Genomic DNA, 20,217 nt, shown 5'->3' with positions numbered 1-20,217 from the left:
CCGGCAAAGTTCCCGCGTCGGATCGATGCCGGTCGGCCGGCGCACGGCGAGCCAGGTCAGGTGCGGGTCCAGCGTTGGTTGGAGCCGCCGTTGCACGTCCAGATGGTCAGCTTGGTGCCGTTGGCGGTGGCGTTGTTCGGCACGTCCAGGCATTTGTTCGCGCCGACCGCCGTGATGGTGCCGTCGGAGTTGAAGCGCCATTGCTGATTGTCCTGGCCGTTGCACTCCCAGATGATGACATTGGTGCCATTGGCGGTTCCCCTGTTGTAAACGTCCAGGCACTTGCCGCCGTAGACCCGCAGCTCACCGCTCGCGGTCGGCGCCCACTGCTGACTGGCCTGGCCGCCGCAGTCCCAGATCTGCGCCTGCGCGCCGTTGGCCTGCGAGGCGTCGACGACGTCCAGGCATCGGCCCGAGCCCACCCCCTTGATCGCGCCCGCGGGCGGCGTGACGATGCCTCCTCCGGTCACGACGTACATGGCCGCCCCATGCCCGGGGACCGACGCGCTGATCGCCCCGGACGAAGTGGACGTCGTGTGCGCCCACAGGTCGCGTACCGAGTAGGAGGACGCGGTCCCGAGCCCCAAGGCGGAGGCGGTGGTGGAGACGGTCGAGGTCGAGGTGCCCCGGTTGAGCAGCACGACCGCGACCGAGCTGTTCGACATCGGTTTGCGCCAGACCTCCAGGTTCCCGTTGTCGCTGATCTTGTGGCCCTGCCTGCCGCCCCAGTCCTGGTCGACCGCGATGACCTCGGTGTTGGTGAGGATCGTGCGCGTGTCGGCGCTCATCGTGCGGATGTCGTTTCCGGCGAGGAGCGGCGCGTTCAGCAGCGACCACAGACTGAAGTGCGCGCGGCCCTCGGTCCCCGTCACCCCGCCGACGCCCACCTCCAGCATGTCGGGGTCGTTCCACCCGCCCGGGCCCGAGTAGGCTTCGAGCCCGACCTGCTGGTCCAGGATGCCCATGATCGAGTTCCAGTTCGCCCCGATGTCACCGGTGTCGCGCCAGGAGTTGCCCACCGGCATCCCCCAGGTCCACACGCTCTCCTGCCCCCAGTTGCACAGGCTGTACACGATCGGACGGCCGGTGGCGGCCAGTGCGTCGCGCATGGCCGTGTACCGCTGCTGTCCGTTCATGCCCTTGTGGTCACCGCAGTTGTCGTACTTCAGGTAGTCGATCCCCCAGGACGCCCACAGGGCCGCGTCCCGCCGCTCGTTGCCCAGGCTGGCCGGGTACCCCGCGCACGTCGTGGTTCCGGCCGAGGAGTAGATGCCGAGCTTGAGTCCTTTCGAGTGGACGTAGTCGGCCAGGGCCTTGATGCCGTTGGGGAACTTCTGCGGATCCGGCACCAGGTCGCCGCTGGAATTGCGGCTCTTGGTGGACCAGCAGTCGTCGATGTTGACGTAGGTGTAGCCCGCCGCCGCCATGCCGCTGGAGACCATGGTGTCGGCCGACTGGCGGATCAGGCCGTCGTTGACGTTGCAGCCGAAGCTGTTCCAGTCGTTCCAGCCCATCGGGGGTGTACGGGCCAGACCGTTGTCCAGCGCGGCGGCGGGCGATGCCGCACCGCCGATCGCGACGATGGAGCCGGCCAGGAGTGCCGCCGCCGTTACCAGGCCAAGAATTCTGCGCATCTCATCCCTGCCTACTGGGTGTCAAGAAGATCTCGGTCTGCCCTCGCTCTTCGCGGGCGCTCTCGTGACGGTCGCGGGAGCTGTGACGGCGCGCAGGCGGACGGCCGGCCCCGGAGAGAGATGTCATGGGTCGGAACGGCTCCAGCGCTGGTTGGCGGCGCCGCCGCAGGACCAGATCTGCAGCTTGACGCCGTTGGCGGTGGAGTAGTTCGGCACGTCCAGGCATTTGTTCGCGCCGACCGCCGTGATGGTGCCGTCGGAGTTGAAGCGCCACTGCTGGTTGCTCTGTCCGTTGCAGTCCCAGATCACCACCTGGGCGCCGTCGGCGCTGCTGCGGTTGTACACGTCCAGGCACTTGTTGCCGTAAACCCGCAACTCGCCCGCGCTGGTCGGCGTCCAGCTCTGGTTGGACTGACCGTTGCAGTCCCAGATCTGCACCGCCGCGCCGTTCGCCTGCGAGGCGGCGGAGACATCCAGGCATCGGCCCGAACCCACGCCTCTGATCGCCCCCGCACCTGGCGTGGGGTTGCCGCCCCCGGGTTGGCCGATGCTGCCGGATACCGACTGCAGCGCGCTGTACCAGGCGGCGGCCATCTTGTCGTATCCGCCGGCGGTGGGGTGGATGCCGTCGATCAGGTCGGAGGTGGTCAACTTGCTGTGCATGTCGACCAGGTGGACGTGCTTGCCGCTGTTCACCTTGCTCTGGACGATGCCGGGGATCGCCGCGTTGAAGGTCCGGGCGGCGGACTCCTGACCGGAGTTGGACAGCGGGATGATGGTCGCGACGAGGACATCGGCGTCCGGCACGGCTGTGGTGATGTGGTCGATCAGCGTGGACAGTCGCTGCGGGGCACCGGCCAGGTTGTAGTTCTGCAGGACGTCGTTGGTGCCGATGTGCAGCAGCAGCGTGCGCGGTGTGTACGTACGCAGCCAGCCGGTGATGTTCGCGTCGATCTGGTCGATCCGCCACCCGGGATGACCCTCGTGATCGTGGTCACCCAGGCTGCCCGGCCCATTGAACTGCGAGCCGACGAAGTCGACCGTGTAGCGGCCGGCGGCCAGGCGCTGCCACAGCCCGATCCGGTACCCGCCCGGCACCTGCGTGCCCTCGGTGATCGAGTCGCCCAACGGCATGACCCGCACCCCGCCGTTGGACTCCGCGCCGGCGACCCCCGCCTGTGTCGCTACTCCCGCTACCACCAAGGCGACGGCCGTGAGCGCGACGGTCCACCATCGTCTCCATGTACGCATGCTCAACGCCTCGCCACTGTCAGCGAGCAGGGAGCGTCGATCGGTAGTGTTCGCGCTAACATACTGGATCCTTAACCTCGTGAACGAGTTCTCGGAGTACGGATACGGCAGCCGAGGGTGAGCCGGAAGGACTCCTCATCTGCCAGAACGTGCGAAAAAGGGGGAGTGCGTCGCTCCCGTTTGCCATTGTGAGCGCTAACAGTCCATCGGGACCCAGAGCTCCTTCCACGTACACCGACTGAGATGGTGTGGTGTGGCGGAGCAAATATGACGTGACAAGATCCGTCAAGGGTCCGCCCCCTCCATCACGGTTCCGCCGCTCCCCGGAGCGGCCCGATCTGGCCTGACGGCGTGCGGTCCCGCTGCCACAGCGGGGCAGGTGATGAAACGTTCATCCCTTGGCGGCGTGGCATGACGATGTCCCAGCCGCCGCCCGAACGCGGCCTGGCCGTGTCCTACATCGCGGGGCTGACCAGTCCTGTCTGGTAAGCGATGACGACCAGTTGCGCACGGTCGCGCGCACCCAGCTTCGCCATGGCGTGGCTGACATGGGTGCGCGCGGTGGCCGGGCTGAGAAACAACTCGGTACCGATCTCGCTGTTGCTCAGGCCCTGCCCCACCAGGGCCAGCACTTCGCGCTCGCGCCCGGTCAGCACCGCGAGCCGGTCCTCCGCGGCCTGCGCGGCTGTTCGGCGCGCGGTGAACTGGCCGATGAGGCGTCGGGTGATCCGCGGCGCGAGCAACGCGTCCCCGGCGGCGACCACCCGGATGGCATGCAGGAGCTCGGCCGGTCCGGCGTCTTTGAGCAGGAAGCCGCTGGCACCGGCCTGCAAGGCGTCGAAGACGTACTCGTCGGTGTCGTAGGTGGTGAGAATGAGGACCCGGACCTGCTCCAATCCGCGCGTCTGGGCGATCCGGGCGGTGGCCTGAATCCCGTCCACCTTCGGCATGCGGATGTCCATGAGCACGACGTCGGGGCGGGTGGCGCCGGCCCGCTCGACGGCTTCCGCGCCGTTGGTGGCCTCTCCCACCACCGTGATGTCGTCCTCGAGGTCGAGCAGGACCTTGAACCCGGAACGCACGAGACCCTCGTCGTCGGCGACGAGCACCTTGATCGGAGCGTCGGTCAACGGTGAGCCGGCCGCCGCGTTCACAGGCGCGACCCGGTCGGCGCGAGGGGCAGTCGTGCCTTGACTTCGAACCCGCCGCCCGGAAGCGGCCTGGCGTCGAGTTCTCCGCCCAGCAGTTGACAGCGCTCGCGCATGCCGAGGATCCCGCGGCCGGGCGCCGGCTGGGCGGGGGCCGAGCCGGCGGTGCCGGTCAGCTGCCGCGCCGGTGGGTGCGCAGCCGTGGGCTCATCACCTGAGGTGGCACGGCGGCCCTCGTCGGTCACGCGGATCTCCAAGACCTCCAGCCCGGGGTTCAGCGCGACCGTCACCCGGGTCGGGCCGACGTGGCGGATCACGTTGGTGATCGATTCCTGAAGGATCCGATAGGCGACACTGCCCACCGCACTCGGCAACGGCGCCGCGGACGAGGTCTCCTCGAGCTCGATGTCGAGTCCGGCCGCGCGGGCCTTGGCGGCCAGTTCGTCGATCTGCCCCAGCCCGGGGTACGGCACGCGCCCGTCGTTGTCGTCACCGTCGTCGTCACGGAGTACGCCGAGGATGGCCCGCATCTCCCGCAGCGCCCGGGAACTCGTCTGCTCGATCGCTCGCAGCGCCTCGCGCGCCACTTCCGGCCTCTTGTCGAGCACGTGCGCGGTGACACCGGACTGGACGTTGATGATCGCTATGGCGTGCGCGACGGTGTCGTGGACCTCGCGCGCGATCCGGAGCCGTTCGGCGTCCACCCGCGCCCGCGCCTCCTCCTCGCGAGTCCGTTCGGCCAGCTCGGCGCGCTCCTGAGCTTCGGCCGCGATGACCTGCCGGGACCGGACGGACTCGCCGAGGGCCGCGCTCATGACCGCCGCGCCGATCCGGAAGTACACCCAGCCGATGGCGGCGCGTGGCTCGATGTCGGCCGCGGCGACCAGCCAGGCGATGGCGAGCACCGAGGTGCCCACGCCGGCGATCACCAGCGACCGGCGCCCGTCCCCGTAGGCGGCGACGGTGTACAGGGCGACGAAGAGCCCGAGCCAGCCGGGCCCGTCGGGGAAGCCAAGGGTGTAGTACACCAAGCTAGCGACCGCGGCGGTGACGAAGACCGGCACCGGCCACCGGCGGCGGACGACGACGACCACACCACTGGCGACCAGCAGGACATATCCCAGGTTTCCGAGGTCGGTAAGGGGGCGCTGCACCACCTCGCCGGTGTTGCGGACTATCGTCCCCTGAACCTGCATCACGGTGATGAACAGCGCGAGCAACACATCCTGCGCCGGCACCGGCAGGCGCAACGACACGGCGCGATGTTCCATGCCGTGATCCTACGGTTCCCGCGCGTGAGAAGACTCCGCTCAGAGGCGCGGCCGCCTACGACGACGGGCGTACCGAGGCACGAGTCGGCTACGCGGAACTGCGTAGTGGCCGCCATCCGCTGCCGGAGGCCGCGGCCGCCTCGACGGCGCGATGATCGATTCCGCGAACCTTCCCAGACGCTCGCTTTCGTCACCGGCACCGGCGATCCACCGCGCTGGACACGCTGCGGGCGTCCGTCATCCGACCGAAAGGAAGCTCAATGTCCGTCCTGCTGGTGCTTGCCGCACAGGCGACCTCGCCAGTTTGTACGACGCAGGCAGAATGCGCGGCCCAAGGTGTGGATACTTTCATCGGAACCCCCGCGCGAATCTGGGCCAGTGTGGCCGCACTGGTGGCGCTGGGCGGCGTGGTCATCGGCTGCCTGGCGCTGCGCTCCGCCCGTCGTACCAGCAACGGCGGGAGGAGGGGAGCCAGCGTGGCCCTGGTGGTGGGGCTGACCGGCGGGCTCAACGGCGCGGTGAAGCTGGCTGTCGCCGACGGCGGTCTCGGCACCGGCAACGGAGTATTCGGGGCGGCCGTGGCCCTGGTGCTGGGGCTGGTCGGTGCGGTCCTCGGCGGGCTGGCTCTGACCCGCTCCCGCCAACCCGAGCTGAGCGACTGACTCCAGCGAATACAAGCCCGCGATCGAGACCCTGACGACCGTACACACCTCGATCATCGCCCAGCCGGTTCTGTTCGCCTGTACGCACGGGATCGGCACACCCTGCCTCACCAGTCCGACACCTACGCCAAGGCCGCGGTCAACGTCTGCCGAAAGGTGAACGCCGCGGCCGCTACAGCAGGAGGCTGACGTGTTACACGTGATCGGCGCGGGATTCCCGCGTACCGGAACCAGATCGATGAAGGCCGCGCTGGAAAGGCTGGGATTCGGTCCTTGCTACCACATGGCCGAAATCGGGAGCAATCCCGAGCACGTCGACCGGTGGCTGCCCGCCGCCTCCGGCCTGCGGCTGGACTGGGACAGCGTGCTCGACGGCTATCCATCCACCCAGGACTGGCCGGCGAGCTTCTTCTGGCGCGAGCAGGCGGAGGCCTACCCGGACGCGAAGGTCGTCCTGACCGTCCGCGATCCGCATCGCTGGTATCTCAGCATGCAGACTCTGATCGCCACCCGCCGGGACGTGCCGCCGGATCTTCCTGAAGCGGGGGCCGCGGTACTCAGGACGATGGAGAGGCTCCGCCCGGTTCTCGATCTCATCGGAGAGTCCACTTTCGGCGACACCTGGGATTTCCAGCGGGGCATGCCCGACGAGGAGATCGCGGTAGCGGCGTTCCACCGTCACGTGGCCGATGTCCAGAAGAGTCTGCCCGCGGATCGCCTCCTGGTGTTCGACGTCCGCGAGGGCTGGGAGCCGCTCTGCCGGTTCCTGGGCGTCGACGCTCCCGCCGGCGAGCCGTTCCCGCACCTCAACGACTCCGAGACCATGCAGCGCGCGCTGCGACAACTGTTGACCGATGGCGGCATCGACTCGGCTTTCATTTCCGGCACGCCCGATTGAACGGCATCACCGCGCCTGCCGACCCCCGTCATACATCAGAAAGGATCTTCATGTCCCTCCGTAACTCGCTAGCCGCCGCGGCCGCGCCCGTTTTGGTCCAGCCCGTCGATGCTTACACCTTGACCGCCGGGCGTCTCTGGTCCGCGGTGGCCGCGCTGCTGGGGCTGGCCGGCGTCGTCATCGGCGGGCTGGCTCTGGCCCGCTCCGCCGGTCGTATCGGCACCGGAAACGGGAGAAGGGGGGCCATCGTCGCCCTGCCTGCGGGGCTGGTCTGCACGGTCATCGGCGGACTGGTTGTGGCCGCCGCCGACGGTGGTCCCGGCACCGGCTACGGAATAGTCGGGGGCTACGTGGATCTGGTGGTCGGCCCGATCGCCATGGTCCTCGGTGGGCTGGTTCTGGCCCGCTCCCGCCGCAAGGCTTGAAGCCCACCGACGGAGGAGCTGACGCGGCCTACTTGATCGCGCCCGCGCCGATGCCCTTCACGATGTGACGCTGCGCCAGCAGATAGAAGACCACCACCGGCACGATCGAGATGGTCGTGGCGGCCAGGAGGATCTGCTGCTGTGGCGTCTCGGCGGAGGTGAAGGCGGTCAGACCGCGCTGGACGGGCATGAGGGAGTTGTCGTCGAACAGGACGAGCGCCATGAGGTACTCGTTCCACGCCCCCAGCCCCGTGAACACGCCCTTGCCCGCGAAGTCGAGTCGCGCGAGCGCGTACCCGGCGAGGCTGGACACCAGCAGGATGCCGAGGACGGCGGAGCCCGTGTAGATCACGCTGTTGCGCAGGTAGACGCCGAGCTCGCCCTGGACCCACGCGGTCACGTAGTTGCCCCACTGCGGGTCGGCGGGCAGGAAGCTGTCGTTCGACAGCAGCTCCGTGAGGCTCTGCAGTGATCCGGACAGCATCCACAACAGGGGGAACAGCGCGATCAGTGCGGCGACGCCCAGCAGTCCGTACAGGCCGACCTTGTCGAGGCGTATCCTCCGACGAGGTTCTGAAGCGATGGACATCTCGTCGGCACTTCCTGTCGTCCGGCCGCTCATACGCGGGACCTCCGTCTGGTGATCGCGAGCTGGATCACGGACAGCAGTACGAGGGCGCCGCCGAAGATGACCGACATGGCCGCGGCGCTGCCGTAACGCCAGTTGACGAACGCCTCGTTGTAGATCGCGAGGGTCGGCACCATCGTGTGCTGGCCCGGTCCGCCGTTGGTCAGCACCTGCACGGTCCCGAAGATCTGGAGCGCGGCGAGCAGGGTCAGAAGACTCACGATCGACGTGACCGGTGCCAGCTGTGGCCAGGTGATGTACCGGAACTTCGACCAGCGGTTCGCGCCGTCGAGGTCGGCGGCCTCGTACAGTTCCTTCGGCACGTCCTGCAGCCCCGCGAGGAAGAGCAGGAAGCCGAACCCCCCAGTGAAACCAGACGAACACCGCCGCCACGACGGGCAGCGCGGCGGCCTTCGCCGCCCCACGGGAACCGCGAGTCGCGACGTCGTCATGACGTGCGGTCCTGCGCCGCCTGGACCTTGGCGAGTACGTCGTCCACCATCGCCCCCAGCACCAGGCGCTGGGACTCCGCCTTGATCGCGGTGATCACGTCAGGCTTGAAGGTCGTCGACATGACCTGCATGCCCTTCACCCCGGCGGCGAAGCCCGCGAGTTGGTCGGGGATGTCCTCGCCGGCGAGGAGTTCCGGGTTGCTGGGCAGGATGCGAGCGACCTTGGCGAACACCGCCTGCTGCGCGGGCTCGGTCAGCCACTTCACGAACGCGAGCGCCTGCTCAGGATGGTCGCCCCTCGGGTTGATCACCGCGCCCTTCCCGGGGACACCCGGCGAGCGCGGCTCGTGGACGCTTCCGGGGGCCTTGGGCAGCCCGGTGGAGAAGTAGTCCTCGGCCGGCCAGATGCCGCGCATCAGAGCCGAGACCTACGAGCGCGTGATGCGTGATCACGGGTTCGCCGACGAGATCGCCGTCGCCGCGACCTCCTACTCCGAGGAAGGCGGCCATCGCGGCGCCCGCGAGTTGCTGAGCCGCTCTCCGCGCCCCACCGCGATCTTCGCCGGTTCCGACGAGGCGGCTCTAGGCGTCCTGGCCGCGCTGCACGAGGCCGGCCTGTCCGCCCCGGGCGACGTCTCCGTGGCCGGCTACGACAACACCAGGCGCACGACGCGATGATCAGCCGCGACCGTGAGGCCACCGCGGACGGCGTGGCGACCGCTTACTTCCCCGGGGGCGCGTACGAGTACCGCAAGATGTTCTCCGCTCCCGAGGAGCACCGGGGCAAGCGGATCATCCTGGAGTTCGAGGGCGTCTACCGGGACGCCACCGTGTTCGTCAACGGAAACTACGCCGGGCAGCGCCCGTACGGATACTCGCGGTTCTTCATAACGGGCGTGGTGCCGGACTCGGGCGCGTCGGGCGTGGTGCCGGACTCGGGCACGTCGGACGTCGACGCCGTGGAGGTCGCCTTCGGCATCCGGTCCTTGCGCTTGGACCCCGAGCACGGGTTGCGGATCAACGGCGAGACGGTCAAGCTGCGCGGCGCCTGCGTGCACCATGACAACGGACCGCTGGGCGCCGCCACGTTCGCCCAAGCCGAGGAGCGCCGCGTGCGGCTGCTCAAGGACGCGGGTTTCAACGCGATCCGCATGTCCCACCATCCGATGAGCATCGCGATGCTCGACGCCTGCGACCGTCTGGGCATGCTGGTGGTGGACGAGGCGTTCGACATGTGGACCTGGGGTAAGAGTCCGTTCGACTACAGCCTCGATTTCCCCGAATGGTGGGAACGCGATATCGAGGCGATGGTGGCCAAGGACTACAACCGGGCATCACGGCTGACGTCGGCGACCTCGCCTACATCACCGTCACCTTGGTCGATGCGGCCGGGACAGTGCACACCGCGGCCGACCGGCCCGTACGCGTGGAGGTCTCCGGCGACGGGACGCTGCTCGGCTTCGGCAGCGCCGACCCGTCGAACAAGGAACGGTTCGACGCGACCGAGCACCACACCTACCAGGGCCGCGCACTCGCCGTGGTGAAGCCGACCGCACCCGGCGCCATTCGCCTGACCGCCGTCGCCCCAGACTGCGACCCGGCCGAGGTACTGGTCACGGTCGAAAACCGGACCGGTGACCCGCGGGCTGGATCCAGCAGCGTGTCGGTGGGCTGCGGGCGACCAGTCCCGGCTGGGCGTCCTTCGACATCCGCCCGGTCGTCGATGACCGCGTCACCTGGGGCCGCATCTCCCATGGCACCGTCCGCGGCGTCGCCACGGTCGAGTGGGCGCGCACGGGGGACCAATGGGACGTCGGCCTCCAGGTCCCCGCCGGTGCGACCGCGCGGCTCGTCCTTCCCGGCGGCCACAGTCGCCAGTTCGGCGGCGGCTCACACACATTCTTGACTGATCTGTACAGAAGCCGCTAGCTTCAGCTCATGGGCAGACCCCGGGAGTTCAACGACCATGCAGTAGTGGACGCCGCGATGGAGGTGTTCTGGGAGAAGGGCTACGAGGCGGCCACCACCCAGGACCTGTGCGCGCGCACCGGGCTCGGCCGCGGCAGCCTGTACAACGCGTTCGGCAGCAAGCACCGCCTGTACGAGGAGGCGGTCCGCCGATACGCGCAGACCAAGGGCGCCGCCCAACTGGCGATGCTGGCCGAACCCGGATCGGTGCGGGAGCGGCTGCGGGAGATGATGCTGGGCGTCATCGACGCCGACCTGGCCGACCCCGGCCGGCGTGGCTGCCTGGCCCTGAACGCCGCCACCGAGCCGAGCGGGCGCACCGGTGACGTCGCGGCGCTGGTACGCCGGCAGTTCACCGACCTGGAACAGGAGCTCTGCCACCTGGTGGCGGTCGGCCAGCGCACGGGCGAACTGTCCGCCGACCGGCCGCCGCTCCAGGTGGCTCGGACATTCCAGAGCGCGTACTACGGGCTGCGCACGCTCGCGAAGGTGACCGACGACAGGAACGCCCTGCTGGACGTCGTGGAAGGGGCGCTCGCGGCCCTTTAAGCCCCGCGGCCGACGGCCCACGTATCACGCTGCCCATTTTTTGTACTGATAAGTCAACTATTAGAGGTGAACCGCATGCCCGTCCTCTCCCTCATGCTGTGCGTGTTCGGCATCACGACCGGCGAGTTCGTGATCGCGGGGATCTTGCCGGACATCGCCGATGACCTGGCCGTGTCGATACCGGCGGCCGGACTGCTGGTGACGGCCTACGCCATCGGAATGATCATCGGCGGCCCGGTGCTGACGGCGCTCACCGCGCGCTTCGACCGCAGACCGCTCATCCTCGTCCTCCTCGCGGTGGTGATCGCCGGGAACCTCGCCTCGGCGCTCGCGCCCACATACGCCGTGCTCTTCGCGGCCCGGATCATCACCGCGCTGGTGACCTCCACGTTCTTCGCCAACGCGATCGTCATCGCGGCGTCGACCGCCCCGCCGGACAAGCAGGCGTCCACCGTGTCCAAGCTCGTTTTCGGGATGAACCTGTCGATGATCCTCGGCGCGCCCATCGGCACGTTCATCGGCAACGGCTTCGGGTGGCGATCCACCTTCGTCACCATCGCCGTGTGCTGCGTGCTCGGGTTGCTGCTGGTGCTGCGCTTCGTACCGGATGTCCGGAACGCCACGCCCGGCACCTCCGCGCTGGCCGAGCTCCGGGTATTGCGCGGCGGTGAGGTGCGGCGCGCCATCGCGGTCACGGCGGTCGGCAACGCGGGGCTGCTCATCGTGTTCACCTATTTCGCGCCGCTGCTCACCGGCGTCACCGGATTCGCCGCCGACGCGATCGCCGTGCTGCTGCTCGTGTACGGCGTCGGCGCCGCGGTGGGCAACTTCGCCGGCGGCTGGCTGTCCGACCGGGCGCTGATGTCCTCACAGCTCAGTCTGCTCGCCGTGCTCGCGGCGACGCTGGTGCTGATGTGGGTGGTCAGCGGCGGTACGGCGATCACCGCGGTGCTGGTCTTCGTGATCGGCGCGCTGGGCTTCTCCGTCATTCCCGGCATGCAGACCCGGGTGCTGACCACCGCGTCCGCGGCGCCGACCCTGGCCATGGCGGTGAACGCGTCCGCCTACCAGTTGGCCGCGGCCTTCGCCGCCTGGCTCGGCGGCCGGGTCATCGACGGCGGGTTCGGGCTGCGGTCGCTGTATCTCGTCGGCGCCGCAGTCACTGTGGCCGGGATCGTGGTGAGCTGCTACGCGTGGTTCCGGGACCGGTCGAGCGGCAGGGTCCGCGCCGTCGAACAGGTCTGACCTTCGGGCGCGGGTCACACGAGGTCGCGGCGGCTGGCCTGGGCGCCGGCCTGGAAGCGGGTCTCGGCGTTCAGCTGGTCCAGGAGGTGACGCAGGCGGCGGCGCAGGCTGCGCGGGCTGGTGCCGAGCTGGCGGGCGATGGCGTCGTCCTTGAGCCCGGCCGCGAGCAGCGCCAGGAGACGCCGATCCTCGGCGCCGAGCTCCGTCGCCTCCGGCCCCCCGTCTAAGGGCTCCGCCTCGACCCGCTCCCCACCGGCGAGGTCCGCCGCGTCGGCGGGCTTCTGCGTCGCCGGTGCGTCCTGCCACAGCTCGGGGCGTACCGGCAGCGCCTCCCGCCACAGGCGCTCGAAGAGCTCCACCAGGGCCACCACCATCGTGGAGCCGCTGATCAGCACGCCGCGGGTCAGCGGCGGGTCCATGTGCATCGGCATGACCGCCCGCCACCGGTCGACGATCGCCATCTTGAACGGCAGCCGGGGCAGGACCCGCGCCTCCTCGCCCGCCTTGATCAGGCTGCCCACCTCGTCGAGCGCTCCCGCGTGGTCGAACGCCTCCGGCACGTAGATGGTCCGGTAGCGGACGCCGCTGCGCAGCAGGTCGGTCTGCAGCGGGTTGTGATAGTCCAGCACGTACGGCGGGCAGTCGAAGGTCAGGACCTCCTCCTTGGCCTCCTGCTGCAGCCGGACGTACCAGCGGGCCTGCTCCTCGGGACCCGCGAGGACCTCGAACTGCCCGCCCTCCTCCGGATCCTGGCCGACGGTACGGAAGGCCGCCTCCAGTTCGTCGGCCGTGTCGGTGAGCTGATCCAGCTCGCTCTGCAGGCCGCGCACCAGCGAACGGATCGCGGTCCCCGGGTTCGTCACCGTCCACCGAGGCGAGCGCCCCCACAGACGGCTGACCAGGCCCTTGGCGCGGAGCCTGCTCAGCGACGCCTGGATGCGTCCCGCGCCCTCCCCGCTCCGCATGACCAGCTCCTGCACCGTGATGCCGGGGCAGGCCAGCACCCCACGGTAGATCCGCTCATCGAACGCGCTGATCCCCACGACCTCCAGCGCCCGGCTGTCCTCAAGCATGCTCATGATCTTGGCCACTTCCGGCAGTTGCCGCAATAGGCCACTTAAATCACCTTGTCATCAAAAGTCACAAAGAATTAGAAAGCGGAGGTGCTTCAGAGAACCGCGCTCCTGGGTGTCGTGATCACGGCCCTGATAGCGGCCGCCGCTCCGGCCCAGGCCGCACCGACGCCCGCTCCGTCGGCCACCCCGACCGCGGCCCAGTCTGCCGCGAAGGCCGGGCCGCCCAAGACCATCACCCTCCTCACCGGGGACAAGGTCGTCCTCCGTACGCTCCCCGACAAGCAGACCCAGCTGGACGTCCAGTCCGGCCCCGGCCGGGAAAAGATCAACTTCATTCACCGCCGGTCCAAGGACGGGCTCAGCATCGTCCCCGTCGATGCGCTGCCGCTGCTGGCCGCGGGCCGGCTGGACCCCCGGCTGTTCAACGTCACCCGGCTCGCCGCCCTCGGCTACGACGACGCCACCAGCTCGGCGCTGCCGCTCATCGTGACGTACCCGGACCAGACCGCCGCCGCCACGCTGCGCGTCGCGGGCGGGCGCCCGCTGCCCGCGATCAACGGGATCGCCCAGAGCGAGCCCCACGCCGCGGCCGGCACGCTCTGGAAGTCCCTGACCGGGCAGCAGGCCAGGGCGGCGGCCGCGCCCGCGAAGGTCTGGCTGGACGGCAAGGCCAAGCTGTCCCTCGACGTCAGCGTCCCGCACATCGGCGCGCCCAAGGCGTGGGCGGCCGGTCAGACCGGCAAGGACGTCAAGGTCGCGGTGATCGACACCGGTTACGACCCCGGCCATCCCGACCTCCAGGGGCTGGTGGCCAAGTCGGAGAACTTCACCTCGGAGCCCGACGTCCGCGACCTCAACGGCCACGGCACCCACGTCGCCTCCACGATCGCCGGATCCGGCGCCGCCTCGGACGGCCGGTACAAGGGCGTCGCCCCCGGCGCCAAGCTGCTGATCGGCAAGGTCTGCGTGCAGAGCGGAGACTGCCCGGACTCGGCGATCATCCAGGCCATGACCTGGGCGGCCGAGAACGGCGCCCGTGTCGCCAACCTCAGCCTCGGAGAGGCCGACACTCCCGGCGACGACCCGGTGGAGCAGGCCGTCAACAGCCTGTCGGACAAGTACGGCACGCTGTTCGTCATCGCCTCGGGCAACGACGGCCCGCAGACGGTCGGCTCGCCGAGCACCGCTGACAGCGCGCTGTCGGTCGGCGCCTCCTACCGCGACGACGACACGGTGGCGCAGTTCAGCAGCACGGGCCCGCGCGCGTTCGACGGCGCGGTGAAGCCCGACCTGATCGCGCCGGGCGTGGACATCGTCGCCGCGCGGGCCGAGGGCACCTCCGCCGGCTCCCCGGTCGACGACTCCTACACGGCACTGAGTGGTACGTCCATGGCGACGCCGCACGTGGCCGGAGCGGCCGCGATCGTCGCCGGGCAGCACCCCGACTGGAAGGCCGCCCAGATCAAGGCCGCGCTGATGGCCTCCACCGCGCCCGGCGACGAGCTGGGCGCCTACGTCCAGGGCTCCGGCCGCGTCGACGTCGCCCGCGCCGTCACCCAGCAGGTCACCGCCGAGCCCGCCGCGCTGAGCATGGGCGACATCGAGCTGCCCAGCCCCGCGCCCAAGGAGAAGACGCTCACCTACCGCAACGACGGCGACGCCGCCGTCCGGCTGAACCTGAGCGTGCTCGCCAAGGACGAAAAGGGCGCGGTGGTGACGCCGTTCAAGCTCGGCGCCACGACAGTGGAGGTGCCCGCGCACGGCACCGCCCAGGTCAAGGTGACCGCCACGGCGGGCCCGACCGGCCTGTTCAGCGGCACGGTCATCGCCGCGAACGCCGACGTCTCCGTACGCACCGGCATCGGCATGCGGGTCGCGCCGGAGAAGCGCGCGCTCAAGCTGCGCTACACCGGCACGGACGGGCAACCCGTCCAGAACGCCTTCGCCGGGGTGATCGACCTCGACACCGAGGAGCAGCGCAACTACGACATCTCCGGCGGCACGCTGGACCTCCGGCTGGACAGGGGCCACCGCTACACCGTCGTCGGCCTCATGTTCGACCACGACGGCACTCTGGTGATGTCCTCCGATCCGGAGTTCACCCTTGACGCCGACCGTACGGTCGCCGCCGACGCCCGCAAGGCCAAGCCGGTGGACGTGCGTACGGAGGAGCCGACCGCGCGGCTGGCCGTCGGCATGCTCGGCATGCTGCAGCTCATCGACGGCCAGCCCCTCGGCGTGGACGTCGATCTGGCCGGCATGTGGGGCGCGGACCGCGTCGAGGGCATCAAGGCCATCCCGACGACGCGTACGGTGAGCAAGAAGTTCGCATACTACCGCTGGACCCAGTGGGCCAAGCCGAAGGGCGACGGCGGCTACGACGACAGCCCGTACTTCTACCACCTGATGAAGGCCGAGCCGCGGATCCCCGCCGACCCCGGCTACCGCCCGCGCCGCCGCGACCTCGCCGAGGTCGATTCCACCTATGCCACGCAGAACGACGTCAAGTTCGGCGAGCACTTCGCCCTGCCCGTGCTGTACGGGACGGAGCTGGCCTGGACGCCGTACGGCCAGGTCTCCCGGTTCTCGCTCCCGTTCCACCGGACCGAGTACTACACGCCCGGCGACACCGGCTGGTATCCCTCCTTCATCCAGTACCGGACGCCGCCGGACGGTTGGAACGACACCGACCAGTTCTTCTTCGGGAAGACCACCGTCTACCGCGCCGGTAAGAAGACCGACGACCGGTGGAACACCGGTGTCTTCGCCGCCGCGCTCAACCCCGGCGGCGACTACACCTGGCGACAGGAGAACACACTGCAGTTCGCGGCGGGCCTGTTCGAGGACGGCACGGCCGATCGCATCTCCTACGGCGAGTACACCGCTCCGCAGGCCCGGCTCTACCGGGACGGCAAGGAGATCTACGCCGCCGACTACCTTCCCGGCACGGTCGACGCGCCCGCGGAGACGAAGGAGAGCGAGTACCGGCTGACCATGACGGCCGACCGCGTACCGGCCCAGACCCAGGTGTCCACGCGGGTCAGCGCCGAGTGGAAATTCAGGTCGAAGACCCCTCAGCCGGGCAAGCAGCAGGTGTTGCCGCTGCTGACCCTCAAGATCAATCCGGAGCTGGACGATCGCAACCGGGCCCCGGCCGGGCTCGCGCGCATCCCGCTGCGCGTCCAGCGTCAGAACGGCTCGCCCGATCTGAAGTTGCGTACGCTCACCGTGGAGATCTCCTACGACGACGGCCGCACCTGGCTGCCGACGCTGGTGCACCCGGCGGCCCAGGGTACCTGGGCCGCCGAGACCTGGCACCCGATCAGCGCGCGCGGCAAGTTCGCCTCGCTGCGGGTCAAGGCCGTCGACACCGGCGGCAACGGCTTCGCCGAGACCATCACCAGGGCCTACAAGATCAAGTAGCCCGCGCGGACGCCCCGCCCCGCCTGGACAGGCGCGGCGGGGCGTCTTCGTGTCCGTGCCTTGGTCATGCGGCCCGCAAGGTGGAACGTTCCCGTCACGCGGGCTCCAGGTCGAACTGGTCGGCCCGCTGCGGTACGACCATCGCGATCAGCGCGCCCAGCACCGTGGTGCCGATCAGCAGCCCGAACGCGGCGGTATAGGAGTAATGGTCGACCAGCCAGCCCATCAGCACCGGCGCCAGGACGCCCGCCACCTGCCCGCCGACGTTGACCACCCCCATTCCCGAGCCGATCACCGCGGGGGGCAGCGCGCGTACCGGCATACCGAGGATGCCCATCATCGACAGCCCGGCCACCGCCATGGCCAGCGTCTGGAACAGCGTGAACCCGGCCGCGGTCTGCGCGCGCAGCATCAGCGCCAGCAGCACGGCGGTGCAGAGCAGCAGGGGGATGACGAAGAGCCGGCCCCGGTCGTGGAAGTAGCGGTCGAACAGCCAGCCGCCGAGGATGATCGTCGCGGTCATCACCAGGCCGGGGATGGCCGCGTACAGGCCCGTGTTCAGCAGCGAGACCCCGCGCGCCTCCAGCAGGTAGCTGGGCACCCAGGTGATCATCCCGTACCCGAGCATGTTGGTCGCGCAGAACAGCGCCGCGAACTTCCACACCGCCGGTGCCCGCAGCACGGAGGCGGGCGGGGGAGCGGGGCGCGACAGGTCGCCGGAGCCGTTCAGTTCGGCGGGCAGGGGCGGGGGGAGCAGCGCCCACAGCAGCAGCCCGATCGCCACGCCCGCGGCCGCCGTCACCCAGAACGTGGGCCGCCAACCGAACGCCAGCAGCAGCGGCGCCACGACCAGCGGCGCCAGGCCCGCGCCCAGCTGGGTGGCGGCCAGCATCGTGCCCGCCGCCGTGGCCCGCCGGGCGGGCGTGGTCCGCTCGGACAGCGCCTTGAAGGACGCGCCGGGGAAGATCCCCTGCCCCACGCCGAACAGCGCCCGGATCACCAGCAACGCGCCCAGCCCCCACGCCAGACCGGTCAGCGCGGTGAACGCCGACCACAGCGCGAGCGAGACGACGAGCAGCCTGCGCGCCCCGACCCGGTCGGCCAGCAGCCCGCCGGGGATCTGGCACAGCAGGTAGACCAGGGCGAACACGGTGATCAGCGCGCCCTGCTCGGTCTTGGTGAGGGCGAACTCCGCCCCGATGAACGGCAGCGCGACCGCCATCATCACCCGGTCGATGTAGTCGACGACCCAGACTCCCATGAGCAGGCCGACGGTGAGGGTCGCGGTCTTCCTGACGTCGAGCGTGTACGTACTCCCCAAGGCGACCTCCGGTGATGCGGGCGTTCCGCATTCTTCATACAGACCAGCCGGTGGTGCTCGGGACTGTTCGATGATTCGTCCGGAGAGGCTATCTCAGGTGGCTTCGGTAAGGGATTGGGTCATTCGGCCGAGCGTACGCTGCAGGTCGGCCAGCTCGCTCATCCGCAGCCCGGTGGCGCCGAGCACGTGCTCGGGCACCCGCAGGGCCGACTGCCGCAGCTCCGCGCCCGCGCCGGTCAGCCGCACCATCACGGAACGCTCATCGCCGGCATTGCGCTCCCGCTGGACGAGCCCGGCCGCCTCCATCCGCTTGAGCAGCGGTGACAGGGTGCCGGAGTCGAGCCGCAACGCCACTCCCAGCTCCTTGACCGTCACCGGCTCCCGCTCCCACAGCACCAGCATCACCAGATATTGCGGATAGGTCAGCCCCAGCTCCGCCAGCTCGCGCCGGTAGAAGCCGTCGAGCGCGCGGGACGCGGCGTGCACGGCGAAGCACACCTGGTTCTCCAGCAGCAACGCGTTCATGACCCCAGCATACCCGGGGTTGACGGCAGGCAATTAAATTGTGCACAATCAAGTTGCACACAATCGATTAGGAGCGATCATGAGCACCCTTTACACCGCCATTGCCACCGCGACGGGCCGCGAGGGCCGCGCCGTCTCCTCCGACGGGCGCCTGGACGTCACGCTCTCCCCGCCGAAGGAGCTGGGCGGGGCCGGCGCCGGCACCAACCCCGAGCAGCTCTTCGCCGCCGGCTATGCCGCCTGCTTCGCCAGCGCCCTCGCCCTGGTGGCCAAGCGCATGAAGGTGGAGGCCGAGCAGGCGTCGGTCACCGCCGAAGTGGGCCTGGCCCCCAACGGCGACGGCGGCTTCACCCTGGAGGTCGCGCTCCGCGTCGAGCTCCCCGACCACCTGCAGGGTGAGACCGGCCGCGCCCTGGTGGAGGCCACGCATCAGGTGTGCCCGTACTCCAATGCCACCCGCGGCAACATCCCGGTGACCCTCGTCATCGAATAGGCCCTACCGGCGATTTCCGTCCTTGGCGGGCCCGAGCAGCGCCGGCAGCACCACCGGTCCTTCGGTGATGAACGACGGGCTGTAGACGATCTGATCCTCCCCGACCGCCAGACGCAGCTCGGGGAACCTGCCGAACAGCGAGGACAGCGCGATGCGGGCCTCAAGCCTGGCCAGCGGCGCGCCCAGGCAGAAGTGCGGCCCGCGGCCGAACGCCAGATGCGTCTCCTGGCCGCGCGCGATGTCGAACCGCCCGGCGTCCCCGCCGAACCTGGCCGGATCCGTCCCCGTGCCGCCGATCCCGACCATGATCGGCTCCCCGGCCGGGATCGTCACCTCGCCGAGGCGCACGTCCTTCAGCGGGTAGCGGAACATCACGTTGATCACCGAGTTCCGGGTGCGTAACCCCTCCTCGACCACCTGCGCCCAGGCGTCCCGCGTGCCCGCCAGGGTGAGCTGGTCCCGGTCCGCGCACAAGGCGATGACCGTGTTGGCGAGCAGGTGCACGGTGGTCTCGTGGCCGGCGATCAGCACCAGCCACAGGATCCCCACCATCTCGTCGTCGGTCAGCCGGTCCCCGTCGTCCTCCTGCGCCCGGATGAGCCCGGAGGTGAGATCGTCCCCCATGTCGCCGCGCTTGCGGTCGATGAACTTGGCCAGGTAACCGAGCAGGCCGGCCCCGGCCGTGCCGGCTTCCTCCGGGGTGGCGGTGTGGGACAGGAGCACATTCGTCCACTCGCGGATCTGGTAGCGCTCCTCCTCGGGCACGCCGAACAGCTCGCAGATCACATTGACCGGCAACGGCTCGGTGAAATGGCGGACGAGATCCACCACCTCGCCGTCGTCGGGCAGCCGGTCGAGGAGTTCGTTCGTCATCTCCTGGACACGGGCGGCGAGACCCTGCACGCGTGCCGGGGTGAAGGCCCGGTTGATGAGGCCCCGCAGCCGCCGGTGGTCCGCTCCGTCCTTGGTCAGCAGGTGATCGCCCTCGATGACCTGCCGCAGCGGCCAGTCAGGAGGGATGGTGCCGTCGTGCAGCGCGGGGCAGTTGCGGGCGTTCTTGCTGAAGAGCGTGTCGTCGTTGGCGAGGACCTCGTTCACCATGTCGTACGAGGTCACGGCCCACGCTTTGACCTTGCCCGGGAGCTCGATGGGGATCACTGGCCCGTGCTCATCGCGAAAGCGGTGAATCGTGCTGGACGCTCGCTCGCCGGGAACCGGGATTCGTAGAGGAGAGGTAGTCATTGAGAG

Annotated in this window: 20 protein-coding genes and 2 pseudogenes; 11 read left to right on the top strand and 11 right to left on the bottom strand. The window is 69.6% G+C overall.

Features of this window, described 5'->3' with window-relative positions:
• Positions 1-56: 56 nt before the first annotated feature.
• The 4 genes from AB0J16_RS45630 to AB0J16_RS45615 all read right to left on the bottom strand — a co-directional run bounded on the left by AB0J16_RS45630 (position 57) and on the right by AB0J16_RS45615 (position 5,304).
• A complete protein-coding gene (locus tag AB0J16_RS45630) occupies positions 57-1,634 on the bottom strand; it encodes a ricin-type beta-trefoil lectin domain protein (protein ID WP_358551876.1) in 1,578 nt (525 codons plus the stop codon).
• 123 nt (positions 1,635-1,757) lie between these two features.
• Positions 1,758-2,885, bottom strand: coding sequence for a lectin (locus AB0J16_RS45625; protein WP_358551874.1), 1,128 nt, complete (start codon positions 2,883-2,885; stop codon positions 1,758-1,760).
• 455 nt (positions 2,886-3,340) lie between these two features.
• On the bottom strand, positions 3,341-4,039 hold the full coding sequence (locus AB0J16_RS45620; RefSeq protein ID WP_358551872.1) for a response regulator transcription factor: 699 nt from the start codon (positions 4,037-4,039) through the stop codon (positions 3,341-3,343).
• Complete coding sequence (locus tag AB0J16_RS45615) at positions 4,036-5,304, bottom strand: sensor histidine kinase (RefSeq protein WP_358551870.1); 1,269 nt, start codon at positions 5,302-5,304, stop codon at positions 4,036-4,038. Before AB0J16_RS45615 ends, AB0J16_RS45620 begins: the two co-directional genes overlap by 4 nt.
• A gap of 260 nt (positions 5,305-5,564) precedes the next feature.
• On the opposite strand from AB0J16_RS45615, the gene AB0J16_RS45610 reads away from it, so the two are divergent.
• From AB0J16_RS45610 to AB0J16_RS45600, 3 genes are all read left to right on the top strand, one after another.
• Complete coding sequence (locus tag AB0J16_RS45610; protein ID WP_358551868.1) at positions 5,565-5,966, top strand: DUF6223 family protein; 402 nt, start codon at positions 5,565-5,567, stop codon at positions 5,964-5,966.
• 190 nt (positions 5,967-6,156) lie between these two features.
• Positions 6,157-6,864 carry a sulfotransferase family protein gene (locus AB0J16_RS45605; protein ID WP_358551866.1) on the top strand — a complete coding sequence of 236 codons (708 nt, stop codon included), beginning with the start codon at positions 6,157-6,159 and terminating at the stop codon, positions 6,862-6,864.
• Positions 6,865-6,914: 50 nt separating this feature from the next.
• Positions 6,915-7,289 (top strand): DUF6223 family protein, encoded by a 375-nt coding sequence (locus tag AB0J16_RS45600; protein WP_358551864.1) that lies wholly within the window; start codon positions 6,915-6,917, stop codon positions 7,287-7,289.
• A gap of 28 nt (positions 7,290-7,317) precedes the next feature.
• Here the strand turns inward: AB0J16_RS45600 and AB0J16_RS45595 are convergent, their stop codons facing one another.
• From AB0J16_RS45595 to AB0J16_RS45585, 3 genes are read right to left on the bottom strand one after another with little or no spacing between them, the layout of a single operon-like run.
• Positions 7,318-7,878 (bottom strand): carbohydrate ABC transporter permease, encoded by a 561-nt coding sequence (locus tag AB0J16_RS45595; protein ID WP_358551862.1) that lies wholly within the window; start codon positions 7,876-7,878, stop codon positions 7,318-7,320.
• A 29-nt stretch (positions 7,879-7,907) separates the two neighbouring features.
• Positions 7,908-8,369 (bottom strand): sugar ABC transporter permease, encoded by a 462-nt coding sequence (locus AB0J16_RS45590; RefSeq protein ID WP_358551860.1) that lies wholly within the window; start codon positions 8,367-8,369, stop codon positions 7,908-7,910.
• A complete protein-coding gene (locus AB0J16_RS45585) occupies positions 8,366-8,785 on the bottom strand; it encodes a hypothetical protein (RefSeq protein WP_358551858.1) in 420 nt (139 codons plus the stop codon). Before AB0J16_RS45585 ends, AB0J16_RS45590 begins: the two co-directional genes overlap by 4 nt.
• On the opposite strand from AB0J16_RS45585, the gene AB0J16_RS45580 reads away from it, so the two are divergent.
• From AB0J16_RS45580 to AB0J16_RS45555, 6 genes and pseudogenes are all read left to right on the top strand, one after another.
• Positions 8,775-9,047, top strand: a complete 273-nt coding sequence (locus AB0J16_RS45580; protein ID WP_358551856.1) for a substrate-binding domain-containing protein — start codon at positions 8,775-8,777, stop codon at positions 9,045-9,047. The genes AB0J16_RS45585 and AB0J16_RS45580 overlap by 11 nt on opposite strands.
• Positions 9,044-9,583: pseudogene (locus tag AB0J16_RS45575) on the top strand (glycoside hydrolase family 2 TIM barrel-domain containing protein); the annotation flags it as partial. The gene AB0J16_RS45580 and the pseudogene AB0J16_RS45575, both read left to right, overlap by 4 nt.
• Before the next feature lie 68 nt (positions 9,584-9,651).
• A pseudogene (locus AB0J16_RS45570) lies at positions 9,652-9,918 on the top strand (hypothetical protein); the annotation flags it as partial.
• A gap of 101 nt (positions 9,919-10,019) precedes the next feature.
• Complete coding sequence (locus AB0J16_RS45565; protein ID WP_358551968.1) at positions 10,020-10,298, top strand: alpha-L-rhamnosidase C-terminal domain-containing protein; 279 nt, start codon at positions 10,020-10,022, stop codon at positions 10,296-10,298.
• 9 nt (positions 10,299-10,307) lie between these two features.
• Positions 10,308-10,886 (top strand): TetR/AcrR family transcriptional regulator, encoded by a 579-nt coding sequence (locus tag AB0J16_RS45560; protein WP_358551854.1) that lies wholly within the window; start codon positions 10,308-10,310, stop codon positions 10,884-10,886.
• Positions 10,887-10,961: 75 nt separating this feature from the next.
• Positions 10,962-12,131 carry an MFS transporter gene (locus AB0J16_RS45555; protein WP_358551852.1) on the top strand — a complete coding sequence of 390 codons (1,170 nt, stop codon included), beginning with the start codon at positions 10,962-10,964 and terminating at the stop codon, positions 12,129-12,131.
• A gap of 14 nt (positions 12,132-12,145) precedes the next feature.
• On the opposite strand, the gene AB0J16_RS45550 is transcribed toward AB0J16_RS45555, so the two are convergent.
• Complete coding sequence (locus tag AB0J16_RS45550) at positions 12,146-13,204, bottom strand: hypothetical protein (RefSeq protein WP_358551850.1); 1,059 nt, start codon at positions 13,202-13,204, stop codon at positions 12,146-12,148.
• 90 nt (positions 13,205-13,294) lie between these two features.
• Between AB0J16_RS45550 and AB0J16_RS45545 the strand changes: the two genes are divergently transcribed.
• Complete coding sequence (locus AB0J16_RS45545) at positions 13,295-16,630, top strand: S8 family serine peptidase (RefSeq protein WP_358551848.1); 3,336 nt, start codon at positions 13,295-13,297, stop codon at positions 16,628-16,630.
• Positions 16,631-16,724: 94 nt separating this feature from the next.
• Here AB0J16_RS45545 and AB0J16_RS45540 read toward each other — a convergent pair whose 3' ends face one another.
• Both AB0J16_RS45540 and AB0J16_RS45535 read right to left on the bottom strand, forming a co-directional pair.
• On the bottom strand, positions 16,725-17,951 hold the full coding sequence (locus tag AB0J16_RS45540; protein ID WP_358551846.1) for an MFS transporter: 1,227 nt from the start codon (positions 17,949-17,951) through the stop codon (positions 16,725-16,727).
• A 93-nt stretch (positions 17,952-18,044) separates the two neighbouring features.
• A complete protein-coding gene (locus AB0J16_RS45535) occupies positions 18,045-18,476 on the bottom strand; it encodes a MarR family transcriptional regulator (protein WP_358551844.1) in 432 nt (143 codons plus the stop codon).
• A 79-nt stretch (positions 18,477-18,555) separates the two neighbouring features.
• On the opposite strand from AB0J16_RS45535, the gene AB0J16_RS45530 reads away from it, so the two are divergent.
• Complete coding sequence (locus AB0J16_RS45530) at positions 18,556-18,969, top strand: organic hydroperoxide resistance protein (RefSeq protein ID WP_357954004.1); 414 nt, start codon at positions 18,556-18,558, stop codon at positions 18,967-18,969.
• 3 nt (positions 18,970-18,972) lie between these two features.
• On the opposite strand, the gene AB0J16_RS45525 is transcribed toward AB0J16_RS45530, so the two are convergent.
• The gene (locus tag AB0J16_RS45525) at positions 18,973-20,211 is read right to left on the bottom strand and encodes a cytochrome P450 (RefSeq protein ID WP_358551842.1); all 1,239 of its coding nucleotides are present in this window, start codon (positions 20,209-20,211) and stop codon (positions 18,973-18,975) included.
• Positions 20,212-20,217 lie beyond the last annotated feature (6 nt).

Origin of the sequence: Nonomuraea sp. NPDC049750 (assembly GCF_040659625.1) — a bacterium.
GTDB lineage: Bacteria > Actinomycetota > Actinomycetes > Streptosporangiales > Streptosporangiaceae > Nonomuraea.
Note: the sequence above shows the minus strand (reverse complement) of the source record. Positions and strands in the feature narration are given on the sequence as shown.